The organism is Aurantimonas sp. A3-2-R12, from assembly GCF_036016755.1.
Lineage (GTDB): Bacteria > Pseudomonadota > Alphaproteobacteria > Rhizobiales > Rhizobiaceae > Aurantimonas > Aurantimonas coralicida_A.
This window is the reverse complement of record NZ_JAYXIH010000017.1, coordinates 41,666-56,864: the sequence shown is the minus strand read 5'-3', so window position 1 is coordinate 56,864 and position 15,199 is coordinate 41,666. Positions and strand designations below refer to the sequence as shown.

Below are 15,199 nucleotides of genomic sequence, written 5' to 3'. Positions count from 1 at the left end.
CCATGAACGCACCGATCAAGATCGACGACTTTGAGGTTGGCTACAACATTCCCGCGGCCGTTGGCATGCGCGAAGATGAGATCCAGACGCCTTGCCTGATCCTCGACCTCGACGCGCTCGAGCGCAACGTCGAGAAGATGGGCAAGTTCGCCAAGGACATGGGCGTGCGGCATCGCTCGCATGGCAAGATGCACAAGTCGGTTGACGTGCAGAAGCTGCAAGAGAGCCTCGGCGGCTCCTGCGGCGTCTGCTGCCAGAAGGTGAGCGAGGCCGAGGCCTTCGCCCGCGGTGGCATCAAGGACGTGCTGGTGTCGAACCAGGTTCGCGACCCGGCCAAGATCGACCGCCTCGCGCGCATCCCGAAGCTCGGCGCGCGCACGATCTGCTGCGTCGATGACGTCGCCAACGTCGCCGACCTGTCGGCGGCGGCGCAAAAGCATGGCACGACGATCGAGTGCCTCGTCGAGATCGACTGCGGCGCCGGGCGCTGTGGCGTGACGACGACGCCCGCGGTCGTGGAGATCGCCAAGGCGATCGACGCCGCGCCGGGCCTCAAATTTTCCGGCATCCAAGCCTATCAGGGCGCGATGCAGCACATGGACAAATACGAGGACCGAAAGGCCAAGATCGACATCGCCGTCGCCATGGTGAAGGACGCCGTCGACGCGCTGAGGGTCGAGGGGCTCGCCTGCGACATCGTCGGCGGTGGCGGCACCGGCAGCTACTATTTCGAAGGCAATTCGGGCGTCTACAACGAATTGCAGTGCGGCTCCTACGCCTTCATGGATGCCGATTACGGCCGCATCCTCGACAAGGACGGCAAGCGGATCGACCACGGCGAGTGGGAGAACGCCCTCTTCCTCCTCACCTCGGTGATGAGCCACGCCAAGGCGGACAAGGCAATCTGCGACGCCGGGCTAAAGGCGCAGTCGGTCGACAGCGGCCTGCCGTTCATCTACGGGCGCGACGACGTCAAATACGTCAAATGCTCGGACGAGCACGGCGTCATCGAGGACCCGAACGGCGTCCTGAAGGTGAACGAGAAGCTGCGCCTGGTGCCCGGCCATTGTGACCCGACCTGCAATGTCCACGACTGGTATGTCGGCGTGCGGAACGGCAAGGTCGAAAGCCTGTGGCCGGTCACCGCCCGCGGCCTGGCGTACTGAGGACGACGCATGTTCATCGTTTCCGAGGAAAGCTGCAAGAAACTGGTCGGTCGCGCCGACGCCTTCAAGGCGGTCGAGGCGGTGTTCGCCGCGATGGCCAAGGGCGACGCGTATAATTTCCCGGTCATCCGCGAGGCGATCGGCCACGCCGACGCGCTTTACGGCTTCAAGTCCGGCTTTGATCGCTCAGGCCTCGTGCTCGGCCTGAAATCCGGCGGCTACTGGCCGGGCAACGCGGCCAAGGGGCTGACCAATCACCAGTCGACCGTCTTCCTGTTCGACGCCGATACCGGTCAACTCAAGGCGCTGGTCGGCGGCAACTATCTGACGGCGGTCCGAACGGCGGCGGCGAGCGCGGTTTCGATCGCCCATCTCGCGCGCCCCGACGCCAAGGTGTTGGGCATGGTGGGAGCCGGCCATCAGGCCGCGTTCCAGCTGCGCGCCGCGGCCGAGCAGCGGTCGTTCGAGAAGGTGGTCGCGTGGAACTTCCACCCCGAGATGCTGCCGGCACTGGCCGGGGTGGCCGAGGAGATCGGCCTGCCCTTCGAGGCGGTGGAGCGCGAACGGCTCGGCGCCGAGGCCGACGTCATCGTCAGCATCACCTCCGCGCATGAGCCGTTGATGATGCGCGACTGGGTCAAGCCGGGCACCCATATTGCCTGCATGGGCACCGACACCAAGGGCAAGCAGGAGGTCGATCCGGCGCTGGTCGCAGCGGCCACGCTGTTCACCGACGAGATCGCCCAATCAGTGACGATCGGCGAGTTCCAGCACGCCGTCGCCGCGGGACTGGTCAAGGAGGAGGCGATCACCCCGCTCGGAGCGGTGATCAACGGCACTCATCCGGGGCGCACGTCCGACGACGAGATTACCCTGTTCGACGGCACCGGGGTCGGCCTGCAGGATTTGGCGGTGGCGTCCGCCGCCGTCGTGCTCTCGCGGCGATCCGGCGACGCCACCGAAGTGGCGCTCTGAGGTCAGGCGCCCCTGGCGTTGCGTGCGAGCCTATTCGATGATGCGGATGAGCGCGCTGGAGACGATGTCGCTACCGCCAACCTCCTCGCAATGCGATTCGAAGGTCGAGTTGCCGCTGAGATCGACGGTGTAGCCGACGATCTGGGTGCAACCGTCACCGGTACTGGAATTGCCGCGGTATTTGAGATCCCCCGCCGGCATATAGACGGCGCCTTGCAGGATGGAGTCGGATGTACCGGCGACGGTGTGGGTGATGCCCGTTTGGTCGCGTCCGCCAAAGAACAGGATGCCCGAGAACGGTCCGCTCATCGGCGCCGACAGGTTCATCCGGGTGTTGCCTCCCAACTTCAGCCCGGCGCCGTTCGTCAGGTAGAAGGTGACGCCTAAGCCGACGAGACCCGCGGTAGCGGGATCGACACCGCCGCCGTTCACCGTGAAGTCGCCACCCTCTATGATGTAGAGACCCGGCTGAAAGACGACGTCTCCCTTGATGCTGAGGCCGTTGCAGAAGCGCATTGCGGCGACGCCGCTGGGATGGTTTTCGACCGGCGTCAGCGTCGTCGACGCATTGGGCTTTCCGACATTCTTGCTTTGGCAAGTCCCCTGGACGACTGGTTCGGCCACCGACGCATAGGGGTCGGCCACGGCCGCAGCATATTCCTGCGGCTGGTCGCAATCGGTCAGATCGAGAGCCGCGGTGGTCACGGTCGCGCCTACCGAATAGATGCACCCGGTCGACAAGGTCGCCGCGCCCTTCATCAGGAACGAGTCCGACGCGTTGGAATTGGAAGCGACGTCGCAGCCGGTCAGGCTGAGCGATGTCGAGCCCGATACGGTTACCGCTCCCGGCGCGGATGGTGACAAGGCCAGGATACAGGCTCTTGCCGTTTCGTTGATTTTGGCGACCGCCCGGGCGCCGATGTCGACGGGCTCGTTGCTGAACATGGCCGAAAACAGTCGAGGCTCGATCTGTGAAAGCAGGACCTCGACTGTATCCGGATCGCCGGCATTCGGCCCGGTCGCGACCGGCGAATTGACGATGAAATTGCCGGACGAACCCGAAAAGCCGGTTTGATTGGCGATATACAGCGCGGCCGTACGCATCCCGTCGGCGGTGTCTCCGGAACGCTTGCGGACGGCCGCGGCATGGACCGCCACATCGGCCGCGTGCTGCAATTCGCGCTGGGTCATGTACCAATAACCCGTCTCGACGCCGAGACCGATGCCGCCGATGACGACCGGAAACATGATGGCCGCGATCACCGACGTGCTGCCGATCCGATCGCCGACAAACCGTTGCAATGCTTCGCCCGCAAGCCGTCGGACGCGGCCGGTTCTCAAGCGCGCGACGCGTGCCGGCGGGGTCGCCGCGGCGCGGCGCTGATTGGTCTTGGGGGTGCTCAGAGCTTTTGGCATGGTCATTGCGCCTGCATGACCCGAATAATCGCCGGTGTGATGATGATGGCGAAAAGGACGGGAAGGAAAAACAGGATCATCGGAACGGTCAGCTTCGGTGGCAGCGCGGCGGCTCGCTTTTCCGCCTCGCTCATGCGCATGTCGCGGTTTTCCTGGGCCAGCACGCGCAGGGCCTGACCGACGGGCGTGCCGTAGCGCTCGGCCTGGATAAGGCTGGTCACGACGGCTTTTACCCCGTCGAGGCCTGTACGCAGACTGAGATTCTCGAACGCCTTGCGGCGATCCTGAAGATAGGAAAGCTCCGCCGTCGTCAGGTTCATCTCCTCCGCGAGCTCGATGGATTGGACACCGATCTCCTCGGACACCTTGCGGAATGCGCCCTCGACGCTCATGCCGGATTCCACACAGATCAGCATCAGGTCGAGCGCCTCGGGCCAGGCCCGGCGGATCGACGTCTGCCGCTTGGTCGTTCGGTTTTTCAAAAGAATGATCGGAAGGTAATAGCCGAAATAGCCGGCCCCCAGACCGATGGCGATCTTGGGAAGCAGTGGTGTCGCTTCACTGAGGAACATCACCATGTAACCGAGGGCGGCGACGAACATGGCGACTGGAGCGAGGATGCGCGCGGCCAGGAAACCGACCACCGGTCCTCGGCCGCGATAGCCGGCCCGCGCCAACATCCGGGCGATCTCGCCGTCCCCGACCTGTTCGGACAGATTGAAGTGATTCACGATGGCCTGATAAAATTTCTTGGGCGGCGCCCGCAGCAGCAGCGGATCCTTGCGATCGGAAAGATGGGAACGTTCGCGCAGGCGAATGCGCTCTCTTTCCTCGCCCACCTGCCGCATCCGCTCGCCGAGGGTATCGCGGGCGAGATACGGCCAGCTTACCAACAGGATGGCGGAAAAGCTCGAGAACGCCGACAGAAGGGCGATGACTGGTTTCGGGTCGGTCGGGATGAATGAGAAGTCCATCATCATCCTCAGAAATCGAAATTGATCATTTTGCGCATCACCAGGATGCCGAACATCATCCACACGGCGCTGCCGGCCAGGACGATATTGCCGAGGGTCTCCGTGAACAGCAGCGAGATGTAGTCGGGGGTGGTGACGTAGACGAGGCCGGCGACGATGACCGGCAGGGAACCGATAATTCCCCCCGAGGCCTTGGCTTCGGAACTCATCGCCTTGATCTTCGCCTGCATCTTCTTGCGCTCGCGCAGCACCTTGGAAAGATTGCCGAGGGCTTCCGCCAGACTTCCGCCGCTGCGGGCCTGGATGCCGATCACGATGGCGAAGAAGTTGGCCTCCGAGAGCGGCACCCGTTCGGCAAGGCGCTGCACGGCCTCGTCCATGGGGACGCCCAGGGTCTGATCCTCGACGACCGTCTTGAATTCGCTGCGCACCGGGTCCTGCGCTTCCGTCGCGATGATCTTCATGCAATCGCTCAGCGGCAGGCCGGATTTGATGCCGCGCACGATGACGTCGACGGCCGACGTGAATTCCGCCGTGAAACGCTTGAAGCGGCGGTTGCGTCGAAAATTGACGAAGAGGTGCGGCAGAAACAGGCCCCCGGCGATCGCGAACCCGCCGGCCGCAAGCGGTTCGCCTCCCACCGCCACAACGACGAGGAAGGTCACGGCGGCGGCGGCGGCGCAAACCACATAATAGGTTCGTTTCGACCAGCTGAGCTCGGCTTGCCGCAAGCGCACGATCAGCTTGGGCTTCGATTTGTTTCGCTTCGCCTGGCTCTTCTGCTTTTCCTCGATCTCGCGCAGGGTCTCCTCGACGGATCGTTTGCGGCGGGCGTTCTCGGAGTTGCGGTTGGGCCCGGCCACCGCGGGACCGCTGGTGGCGATCGCGGTGAAGCGGCTGTCGTAGGCGCGTCGCTTGGCGCCGCCGGGATAGACGAAGGAAAGCAGTAGGCCACCACTGCAGAGCGCCGCGAGAGCGTAGATCAAATTGGTCGGGGAAAGGCCGTCATACAACATGGTCAGGCGGCCACGGCGCTCTGCTCGGCGGCGTCGAGGGCGGCCGCGAGGCGCTTATCCTCGTTGTAGTAGCGGGCGCGATCCCAGAATCCCGGCCGTCCAACCCCGGTCGAACGGTGACGGCCGAGCACCTTGCCGTCGGCGTCCTCGCCGACCATGTCGTAGACGAACAGATCCTGGGTGGTGATCACGTCGCCCTCCATGCCGAGCACTTCGGTGATGTGGGTGATCCGGCGCGAGCCGTCGCGCAGCCGCGCGGCCTGGATGATGACGTCGACGGAGCCGACGATGATCTCTCGGACCGTGGTCGCCGGTAGCGAGAAACCGCCCATGGCGATCATCGATTCCATGCGCTTCAAGCATTCGCGCGGCGAGTTGGAGTGGATCGTGCCCATCGAGCCGTCATGGCCGGTGTTCATCGCCTGCAGGAGATCGAACACCTCGGGTCCGCGCACCTCGCCGACGATGATCCGCTCGGGGCGCATGCGCAGGCAGTTCTTGACCAGGGCGCGCATGGTGATCTCACCCTCGCCCTCGATGTTGGGCGGGCGGGTTTCCAGCCGGACGACATGCGGCTGCTGCAACTGCAGCTCGGCCGAATCCTCGCAGGTGATGATGCGCTCGTCTTCGTCGATATAGCGGGTCAGGCAGTTGAGCAGCGTCGTCTTGCCCGAGCCGGTACCGCCGGAGATGACGACGTTGCAGCGCACCCGGCCGATGATCTGGAGGATGGTGGCGCCTTCCGGGGAGATCGCGCCAAACCGGACCAGATCGTCGAGCGTCAGCTTGTCCTTCTTGAACTTGCGGATCGTCAGCGTCGGTCCGTCGATCGCCAGCGGTGGTGCGATGACGTTGACGCGGGAGCCGTCGGCCAACCGGGCATCGCAGATCGGGCTCGACTCATCGACGCGCCGGCCAACCTGACTGACGATCCGTTGGCAGACATTGAGCAGTTGCTGGTTGTCCTGAAAACGGACGTCCGTCTCCTGCACCTTGCCGTTCACCTCGATGAAAATGCGGTTGCGACCATTGACCATGATGTCGGCGATGTCGTCGCGGGCGAGCAGCGGCTCCAGCGGCCCGTAGCCGAGCACGTCGTCGCAGATTTCGCCGACCAGCGCCTCCTGCTCGGCGATGCTGATCTGAACCTTCTTCGCCGTGATGATGTCATTGACGACCTGGACGATCTCCTCGCGCGCTTCGTCGGTCTTCATGGTCGACAGGACGGACACGTCGATCGCGTCCACCAACGCGTCGAAGATCTCTCGCTTCAGGGAAAAGTGCTTTTCGCCGCGCGGCTGCTTTTCCGGGCGCACGACCCGCGGCGGCGTGATGGCGGTTTCGCTGGTGGGGATGACGCAAGCCACAGCGTCGTCGTTGGACGCGGCTGGAGTGCTCTCCTCTTCCGTCTTCCTGCCGAACATGGTTCCTCCGCAGCGATACGCTATGGCGGCCTGACGTCCGAGGATGGGGTCACGTCCATTGTGACGCCTGAAGCCGTGTGTCGGTTGCGCCGCACTTGCGGCGAACCGGCCGTCTCAGGATCTCGAAGCGGTCATCGCCTGACTGGGGGGATGCTATCGAACCACGATTGCAGCGCCGTAAAATCGATCGACGCAATTGTAATCAATAGCGAATAAATCGGGGCGGAATGCACCCAGCGGCGCAAGGGGCTGCGGTCAGTTCAGCGGAATGCGACGGGACACGCTCAGCGTCATGCCGTTTGCCGACACCCCCGGAACCACGAACTCAAAGGGATAGGTGATCGCGACCGTGCGAAACGACACGCCCGCTTCCGCAGCCGTGCCAAAATCAATTTGAAGAAGGTCGGGGCGGTTGCCGGTGAAGGATGTGCGGATTGTCGAATCCAGATCCGGATTTGGAACCGTCGCGTCGTTAAGAACGGAGCGAACCGCGAAATCCGCCGCGAAGGCGAGGTCGTTGCGGACATTCAGGGCCCGCCCGAATTCGACGACGCCGAGCGAAACAAGCAATAACGGAAAGCATATGATGGCGAATTCGACGGCCGTCGCACCCACATCGTCGTTTCGAAAGCGGTTCCGCAGGCTCATCGTACCTGCACCTGAATCTGCGGCCGGAAGTTGAGATCAGGAATGATCCAGCCGCTGTAAGTCTTTGTCCCGCCAATTTGATAGAAGCTGTAGGTCGGCGCTGATCCGGCGCAACTGGTCGAGGCGGGCACCGCGACGTCGGGCGCTTCCGGGCAGGCGTAATAGCGCGACACCGACATCACCAGATCGGGGGCGACCGCGGGGTCTGTCGGGGGCGGAAAATTCGGCGTGGCGGTGGCCGTCATGACGTCGATGACACGCTGCTCACCCGGATCGGCCATAGCGGTCTGGGCGCCCGCGCGCAGGACGTGGTCGATCGCCATTCGTTCGTTCAACGCCAGGCCGAGATCCGCCGTCGCGATGAGAGCGAAGAACAGGATCGGTGCGAAGAGAGCGAATTCGACCGCCGAGACGCCGTCCCTGCCGGCCATCAGCGCCTGGAAGCGATCCGCCGATCGCCGGAGACGAGGGCGGCTGCGTCGTCGGTCCCGGGAAAAGGGCGGCAGAGCGCGCATCGCGGTTCAACGCCTCCCGACCAAGCGCGCGGCAAGAGCATTGATGCCTTTCCTCGCGGGCCGCGACACCGCCTTGCCGCTGATCAGGGAGTGTGCGAGTTCGTCAAACGAGCGGGCCACGGGCGAACGGGCCGATGTTTCCCCGATCATGCGACCGTCATTGGCTGCGTTGCCGAAAAGCGCCGGGTCGAAGGGGATGCTGAGGCTGGGCTCGAGCGCGACGGCAGTGGCAAAGGCCGGAGCCTTGATCTCCGGGCGTTTCGGGATGCCGATCTGGTTCAGGACCAGCTTGGGAGGGCTGTCATGCGGCCGGGTGGACCGCAGGAATTCGATGACGCCCTTGACGTTGCGCATATTGGCGAGGTCCGGCGCAGCGGTGATGACGACGTCGTCCGCGTCGGTCAGAAGCCGTTTGACCCAGGCGGTCCACATATGGGGAAGGTCGAGGATCGTCAGCCTGGCGCTCGATCGCGCGATGTCGATGAGGCCGTTGAAATCCGTCTCCCGCAGATCGTAGGCGTTCGTCAGCGCGAGCGGCGGCGTCAGGATGCTGAGCCGTTCGCCACGCTGCGTCATGATCCGCTCCAGCAGCACGTCGTCAAGCCGGTCGGCGTCGCTGATCGCGTCCATGACCCCCTGTGCCGCCTCGATGTTGAAGTCCAGGCCGGCGGTGCCGAAGGGTAGATCCATATCGATCAGAAGAACGTCGGAATCGAAGGACGAGGCCAGCGACCAGGCAGTATTGTGCGCCACGGTCGATGAACCGACGCCCCCACGCGCGCCAAAGAAGGCGCAGACCTTTCCAAGCTTCTGCGCGCCAGCGCTTTTGTAGAGGCGGCCGATCGTGGCGATCAGCGACATTACGTCCAGCGGGGCGACGACATATTCGTGGATGCCCTGCTCGATCAGTTCCCGGTAGAGCGTGATGTCGTTGCGGTGTCCGATCACGATGACTTTGGTGCTGGTCAGGCAGACATCGGCCAGCGCGTTCAGCCCTGCGAACAGCGCGGCATTCTCGGCCGTCGTTTCAACGATGATGAGATTGGGGGTCGGACCCTTGCCGTAAAGCTCGATCGCAGCCGGCAATCCGCCGCCATGGACCGTCAATCGCGTCCGTTGCAGGCGTCGGTCCGACGCGGCCGCCTCGGCGGTCCGGGCAAGCTCCTCGGTCTCGGTGAAGACCGCGATGGCGATTTGCGGAATGATCAGGCTGCCGGTGGCGGACGCGTTCGTCGCCGTCTGTTTCGGCGGTGCCTTGTCCCCGGTAGCGGAGGAAGCAGGCATCATGGGCGCCTCGTCGTCCGTCAAGGCGACGACTGGCGAGCTCGCCACAGCGATCCCGCGGTATGTGGCGCGACCTTCACGACCTCCATCTTGCCGTCACGATAGACGCCGACTGTCGGCTCTCGGCGCTTGACCGCGAGCTTCGGCTCGTTGAGATCCGCTGCCGACCGCAAGGCCAGGGACAGAGTCCCGGAGGCCTCGGCGGCGGTGATCTGTTCCACCTGCTGGATGTCCAGTTCTAGGGTTGCCGTCCGCCCGACCACGACCTGTTGCGGGTTGGCCGGGTCGGCGTTGCGGCTTTGGTCGACAGCCAGCACGCGGACATTCCTCAAGATCGCGCGGCTGACGCTCTGCGGCGGCTCGGTACCGACGCTCGGTCGCGTGTAGGTGTGGACAACATCGACCCGGTCATTGGGCAGTACGAACCCGCCGGCCGTGTTTTCCGCCGAGACCCGGACCGCGACCGCGCGTTTGCCAGCCGGCAGCAGGGCGGACATATAGCCGGTGCCGGCGGGAGCCAACTTGTCGCTGCGGATCGGTTCGCTTTCCTGGAACTGACTCTTGACGAGCGAGCCGGCGAGCGTCTCGATTGCGTCGGGTTGGGAAGCACGGGTGATGAAACCGGCGGACACGGCACCTTCCGGCCATGACTGCCAGCGCATGCTGGTCTCTTCCAGCAATCGTCCCTGGCCGATCTCGGCGGATGCCACGAGCACTTCGCTCATCGCGATGCGCGCGATCTCAGGCGCCTGCTCGACCCGAACAGGAGTGTCGTCCTGGGCGAATGTGATCCAGGCAGCGAGCCCGCCCGAACCGAGCGCGGCCACGAAGATGAGAGCTCGAATCATTGTCCTACCGTGCGGGAAGGTTGTTATCGAACCCGCCTGCTTCCTCATAATCCGAGGGAGCTTAGGGCCGCGAGCTTGACCACCCGTTAAGAAAGGACGTTAACGGGACAGGTCGAATTGTCGTGGTCGTCACGGGCTCGATCGTATCGTGCCTGCCGGGTGAACCGGGCAGCCGTCATTCCGCCGCGGGTGCCGCGGGCGCGGTTGCTGCTGGTTGCGCCGGACTGGCGGCGGATCCGGTGCCGCGATACAGACGCACGTTCCGCTCGGCGACCTGTCCGTCTGTGCGTATTGCCGTGACGTTGCGATGAGGGGGAAAGGCGTTCGCCGTGTGGACCGCCATGTTCGCTTGCATCGCGTTACCCGCCCCGAGCGAGATCGTATCGCGCTGATTGGCATAGTCCGCGCAGCCCGTCAGCAGGGCAGTGGCGGCAAGGACGACGATCTCAAGGCTGGGCGTGCGCATTGCCGTTATCCGTCTCGATGTCGATGATGTGGCCGTAGGGTCCCGAAATGCCTTGGCCTTCCTTGAACGATCGCAGCATGTCCTTATCCACCTCGAGAAGGCCGAGCGCGAACAGCTCGACGTCGTCGGGAGAGCGGGTCTGGTCGAGCGGGGAATAAAGTTGCTCGCCCGGGCTCGCCGGTTGGACGAGGCGGGGGGTTACGACCACCACCAGATCGGTTTCCTGCTTCTGGAAGCTGGTCGAACGGAACAAGGCGCCGAGGATCGGAACCTGGCCGATCCACGGCAGTTGCTCGATCGTCTTGGCGTTCACGGTTTGCAGCAGGCCGGCCATAGCGAAGCTCTGGCCGTCGCGCAGTTCGATGACGGTCTGCGCCTTGCGCGACGTGAAGCCGGGATTGCCGTTGACGACGACGGCTGGATCGATCTCGCTGACCTCCGTCATCACCCTGAGATTGATCAAGCCGCTATCCAGAACGGTCGGCAGGAATTCGAGACGGACACCGTAGGGGCGGTATTCGGTTTGGGTCGAGGAGGATCCGTTGGCGCCGACGACGGCGGCCTGGATCGGCACTTCGCCCCCGGCATGAAAGCTCGCCTTCTCGCCGCTCATGGTGGTCAGGTTGGGCTGTGCCAGCCGCCGCGCGAGGCCCTTCTTCTCGAGCGCATTGATGATCATGTCGACGCGAACGCCGGCGCTCTCGAGAACCTGAGCGACCAGCGATCCGAAGGGCGTGCCTTGCGAATTGCGTCCGGCATTGTCGTCGAGATAGGATTTCGGCTGGCCGGTGTCGGGATCGGCATTCAACCGGACGCGGGAGCCGATGACGCCGAGCGAAGTGCCACCGGACACGCGGAAGTTGACGCCGAGATCGCGGCCGGCACTACGCCTTGCCTCAAGCACGCGCACTTCCAGCGCGACCTGTTGGGCGTCGGTCACCGCTAGCGCGTTGATGACCGGCTCGGACGAGAATTGCTGGGCGACGTCCATCACCTTCACCGCGTCGGGCGCGCTCTTCACGGTTCCGCTGAGATGAATGCGATCGTTGAAATTGGTCACCTTCACCGTCGCGCTGGGGACGGCGGCGCGAATCGCGGAATGGACGTTGGCGAAGTCCATGCTGACACGAGTGTCGACGACGCCGAGCAGCCTGTCGCCGTCATCGTAGATCGAGATATTGGTGATCCCGTTCGACCGGCCCTGGATGTAAAAGGAACGATCGGACAATGGCACCACATCGGCGATCTTGACGTCACCAACGACGAGATTGGCGAAAGGCCGGTTGGTGGTGATAGTGACCGTCGAGCTTTGCCGCACGACCACATTCGACACGCCGCCGTTGCCGATGTCGAGCATGCGCTGCTGGGCCGCTGCGGGAAGGGCCGCAAGGCAGGCCAGCGTCGTCAGCGCGATACGCAGCAGCCGTGGCACAGCCGCGAGCGCGCGACCGCCGGCGGGCAGTTCCACGGCCTGTTTCCAAGGATGGAGCACATCCATCGAGGCTACCTTTCGCGTCCAGTCTCTGCTGTCGTCCGATGAGCGCGGCGTATGCTCACCGCCGCGTGGATCCACCACGCGGTTCGAGCGACTGACAGTGCGTCGGACCGCGATGCAGCCCGCATTCCGCGGCAGTTTGCGACGAGATGGTTAAGGGCGGGTCAACACGAGAAACGCCGGGACCGTCCGATGCGCTAACCTTGCACATTTGGACTACCTGCCCGCATTGCGGCAGCCGTTTTTTCATCCGCCGGAAAGAATGACTCGATTGCGATTTCGGACAAGGTGATATCGGTGGCCGTGCCGAAGACAGTTGTCGTGCTAAGAAAGGCAAATTTACCGCCTTTGATAGCAAGCTCAAGCCTGACGGCAACGGGAGCGCGTGCCGCGCCTCTATCGTTCGGACGCCATGGTTTGGCGTCGCCGGGAACAGGATAGGCCGTCAGTTCATCGAGCAGCGATTTCAGACCGGCATCGTTGGACTGCTCCACCTGTTCCTTCAGCCTGGAAACCAGATGCGCCCGCCATTCGCGGAAATTCAAGATGCGGGAAGCCAGCCCATCGGGATGCAGGCTGAGGCGCAGAACATTCACCGGTGGCGCCAGAAGCTGCGACGCTATTCCTTCCAGGAACGGCGCGATCGCGCCATTGGCGGAGAGCATGTTCCAGTGACGATCAACCGCTAAGGCAGGGTGTGGCTCATGGCCTTTCAGAATTTGATCCACCGCCTGTCGAGCGACTGCCATGGCATCGTCGTCGAGAGGTCGCTCCCGGTAGAGCGGGGCAAAGCCCGCGGAAATCAGGATCGCGTTGCGTTCGCGGAGCGGCATAGCGAGGCCTTCCGCGAGACGGAGGACCATATCCCGGCTGGGCGACGCCCGTCCCGACTCGACAAAGCTCAAATGGCGCTGAGACACCTCCGCTTCCACAGCCAGACCAAGCTGGCTCAAACGTCGACGCTGACGCCAATCGCGCAAGATGTCGCCCACTGCGATCATGGTTCCGGTCATTGAGCGAGGTTAGCCGAAAGCGCAGGGCTTTCAATTACCTTTGACGTAATCGACTTGGCGCAGGCGGTCGGGAAACTGGATCGAGGACCTTCGCGGATGGTCCGTTCAAGAACCAGGAGAACCAAACATGACCGCCATCACTTCTCTTTCAATCCGGTCCCTTCTCATGCTCGATGCTGCGGCTTGTGGCCTAACGGGTACATTGCTGATGACAGCATCGCGTCCCTTGCAAGCATTGACGCGAATTCCGGCGGAGCTGCTTTTCTATGCGGGCGCCATTTTGTTCCCAATCGCCGCTTTCATGGCGATAGCCGCCGCATTCCCCCAGCCCCAGCTAGCGGCCGTCTGGACTGTTATCCTCGGCAATTTGGCGTGGATCGCTGCGAGTATCATCCTCCCCTTCACGCTCATTTCTCCCAATGCTTTAGGATGGGCTTTCCTCCTCGGACAGGCAGCCGTCGTGGCCGTCCTCGCCAAGCTGGAAAGGGATGCAGTAAGCCGGATGGTAGCGACTTGAGGAAAGTGCGGAACCAGAAGGTCTGCGATCGCACCGATTTGCTCGTCTGAGGAGCGATCAAGCCTCTCCGAAAAATGTGATCTCTACTGCTATACTGGTAATCGCCGCGCTCTCCGAAGCAGTCCTGGTCTAGCGGGCTTCCACCCGCCGGTAGGCCACGGATCCATCGGGAAGCTCTTGTCGCTGGAATTCCGGCGAGGCGGGCCCCAACGACTCATCGAATGGGGGCCCACCTTGCGCGGCGAATTTCACGGCTCTTCGTTGCTCCGTGTTTTGGCTCGAGTTGGCCGTTTCGGTCAGTTCGGTTATCGCCAGAAGGGCGCCGGCAAAGGTCTCGTCGAGCCTCGCGCTGGTGTCATCGAGTGTGTCCACGCTTTGGCCGACGGAAACCCGGAGCTGTCCCAGCCCATCCGCCAATCCGGCCAATCCGGCGTCGACCTGGTCGATCCTACCCTGGATCGCGCGATCGACACGATCGGCGGCGCTGTCGACGCGGCCGCTCAGGCGTTGTTCGATACCGTCAAGCCTGGCCATGCGGTCGTCCAGGGTGTCGAGGTTCTGCATGGGGCGCCATGCGAGCAACATCGTCACGGCGACGGCCACAGTGGCGGACAGACAGGCGCCGTTCAAAACAAGCAGGACCGCCGACCAGGAGCGTTTCGTCTCGGGCGGCGTTTGCGTCTCCTGCCGGTCCGTGACGGGAGCTGGAGCCGGGGCGGGGGTCGGATTTTCATGAACCTGGGCGGTGTGAACCCACGCGGGCATGGCAGTCACCGATCGACCTTTCATCACAGGCGCTCAGCTCCTTTTGGCTCGAGAGACGCTGTTGCGGAGAAGGCGCAAATTGTTGGCGACGGTAACGCTGCGGGGGGCGAGCGCCTGCGCCTTGGCAAAGTGCTGGGCGGCGGAGCGCAATTCGCCGCGCAGCAGCGCGGAGTAGCCGATGTTGTTGTAGTACTCGACCGTACCGGGAATGAGCTTGGCGAGCGCGCCATAGGCCGTATCGGCGGTGTCGAACTGGCCGAGCTGATCGGCCGAGGCGGCAAGGCCGAGCCAGGCAGCCGGGTTGTTCGGATAGACTTCCGCCGATTTCTTGAACAGCGCGTAGGACTTACCGTAATTGCGGGCCTTGAATTGCGTTCTGGCCTCGGGCAGCAGACGAATGTCTTCAATGGCGGCGGCATAGCCAAAGGACGAAGCGCCGAAGGCGTCGTCCAGATTGGAGGACCGACAGCTGGAGAGGGCAGCGGCGAGGCTGACGGCCATGATCACCAGATGTTTCGTCATCGACATGCTTCCCCTCCAGTGATCAAGACGGAAGGCTGCTCCTTCTCGCCGATCACCGTCCGTGTGAGCCGTGTCCACAGTCGACCTCGGCTCCCCGGATGGACACCTTTCCACGGATTCTCTTAATTCGCCGTTGATGACAGGTGGCGGCACGC

The 15,199-nt window shown here is 63.6% G+C and carries 16 protein-coding genes; 3 read left to right on the top strand and 13 right to left on the bottom strand.

Annotated features, from left to right (window positions below):
- The first annotated feature begins 2 nt into the window (after positions 1 to 2).
- Both bhcC and bhcD read left to right on the top strand, forming a co-directional pair.
- Positions 3 to 1,166, top strand: coding sequence for a 3-hydroxy-D-aspartate aldolase BhcC (gene bhcC / locus VSX60_RS10810; RefSeq protein ID WP_327624179.1), 1,164 nt, complete (start codon positions 3 to 5; stop codon positions 1,164 to 1,166).
- A 9-nt stretch (positions 1,167 to 1,175) separates the two neighbouring features.
- Positions 1,176 to 2,141 (top strand): iminosuccinate reductase BhcD, encoded by a 966-nt coding sequence (gene bhcD / locus VSX60_RS10805; protein ID WP_327624178.1) that lies wholly within the window; start codon positions 1,176 to 1,178, stop codon positions 2,139 to 2,141.
- A gap of 30 nt (positions 2,142 to 2,171) precedes the next feature.
- Here bhcD and VSX60_RS10800 read toward each other — a convergent pair whose 3' ends face one another.
- The 11 genes from VSX60_RS10800 to VSX60_RS10750 all read right to left on the bottom strand — a co-directional run bounded on the left by VSX60_RS10800 (position 2,172) and on the right by VSX60_RS10750 (position 13,240).
- The gene (locus VSX60_RS10800; protein WP_327624177.1) at positions 2,172 to 3,557 is read right to left on the bottom strand and encodes a pilus assembly protein TadG-related protein; all 1,386 of its coding nucleotides are present in this window, start codon (positions 3,555 to 3,557) and stop codon (positions 2,172 to 2,174) included.
- Positions 3,558 to 3,559: 2 nt separating this feature from the next.
- On the bottom strand, positions 3,560 to 4,531 hold the full coding sequence (locus tag VSX60_RS10795; protein WP_442873083.1) for a type II secretion system F family protein: 972 nt from the start codon (positions 4,529 to 4,531) through the stop codon (positions 3,560 to 3,562).
- A gap of 8 nt (positions 4,532 to 4,539) precedes the next feature.
- Positions 4,540 to 5,547 carry a type II secretion system F family protein gene (locus VSX60_RS10790; protein WP_327624175.1) on the bottom strand — a complete coding sequence of 336 codons (1,008 nt, stop codon included), beginning with the start codon at positions 5,545 to 5,547 and terminating at the stop codon, positions 4,540 to 4,542.
- A 2-nt stretch (positions 5,548 to 5,549) separates the two neighbouring features.
- The gene (locus tag VSX60_RS10785) at positions 5,550 to 6,971 is read right to left on the bottom strand and encodes a CpaF family protein (protein ID WP_327624174.1); all 1,422 of its coding nucleotides are present in this window, start codon (positions 6,969 to 6,971) and stop codon (positions 5,550 to 5,552) included.
- A gap of 255 nt (positions 6,972 to 7,226) precedes the next feature.
- Positions 7,227 to 7,619 carry a TadE/TadG family type IV pilus assembly protein gene (locus VSX60_RS10780; RefSeq protein ID WP_327624173.1) on the bottom strand — a complete coding sequence of 131 codons (393 nt, stop codon included), beginning with the start codon at positions 7,617 to 7,619 and terminating at the stop codon, positions 7,227 to 7,229.
- Entirely contained in the window at positions 7,616 to 8,050 is a 435-nt protein-coding gene (locus VSX60_RS10775; protein ID WP_327624172.1) for a TadE/TadG family type IV pilus assembly protein, read from the bottom strand. Before VSX60_RS10775 ends, VSX60_RS10780 begins: the two co-directional genes overlap by 4 nt.
- A gap of 90 nt (positions 8,051 to 8,140) precedes the next feature.
- Positions 8,141 to 9,421, bottom strand: a complete 1,281-nt coding sequence (locus VSX60_RS10770) for an AAA family ATPase (RefSeq protein WP_327624171.1) — start codon at positions 9,419 to 9,421, stop codon at positions 8,141 to 8,143.
- 17 nt (positions 9,422 to 9,438) lie between these two features.
- Positions 9,439 to 10,245, bottom strand: a complete 807-nt coding sequence (gene cpaB, locus VSX60_RS10765) for a Flp pilus assembly protein CpaB (RefSeq protein ID WP_327624170.1) — start codon at positions 10,243 to 10,245, stop codon at positions 9,439 to 9,441.
- Positions 10,246 to 10,441: 196 nt separating this feature from the next.
- Positions 10,442 to 10,732, bottom strand: coding sequence for a hypothetical protein (locus VSX60_RS10760; protein ID WP_327624169.1), 291 nt, complete (start codon positions 10,730 to 10,732; stop codon positions 10,442 to 10,444).
- Complete coding sequence (locus VSX60_RS10755) at positions 10,713 to 12,200, bottom strand: type II and III secretion system protein family protein (protein ID WP_327624168.1); 1,488 nt, start codon at positions 12,198 to 12,200, stop codon at positions 10,713 to 10,715. Before VSX60_RS10755 ends, VSX60_RS10760 begins: the two co-directional genes overlap by 20 nt.
- A 224-nt stretch (positions 12,201 to 12,424) precedes the next feature.
- Positions 12,425 to 13,240 carry a helix-turn-helix domain-containing protein gene (locus tag VSX60_RS10750; RefSeq protein ID WP_327624166.1) on the bottom strand — a complete coding sequence of 272 codons (816 nt, stop codon included), beginning with the start codon at positions 13,238 to 13,240 and terminating at the stop codon, positions 12,425 to 12,427.
- A 127-nt stretch (positions 13,241 to 13,367) separates the two neighbouring features.
- Between VSX60_RS10750 and VSX60_RS10745 the strand changes: the two genes are divergently transcribed.
- Entirely contained in the window at positions 13,368 to 13,757 is a 390-nt protein-coding gene (locus VSX60_RS10745; RefSeq protein WP_327624165.1) for a hypothetical protein, read from the top strand.
- Positions 13,758 to 13,886: 129 nt separating this feature from the next.
- Here VSX60_RS10745 and VSX60_RS10740 read toward each other — a convergent pair whose 3' ends face one another.
- On the bottom strand, positions 13,887 to 14,321 hold the full coding sequence (locus tag VSX60_RS10740; RefSeq protein WP_327624164.1) for a hypothetical protein: 435 nt from the start codon (positions 14,319 to 14,321) through the stop codon (positions 13,887 to 13,889).
- A gap of 234 nt (positions 14,322 to 14,555) precedes the next feature.
- Positions 14,556 to 15,050, bottom strand: coding sequence for a tetratricopeptide repeat protein (locus tag VSX60_RS10735; RefSeq protein WP_327624163.1), 495 nt, complete (start codon positions 15,048 to 15,050; stop codon positions 14,556 to 14,558).
- Positions 15,051 to 15,199: the final 149 nt, after the last annotated feature.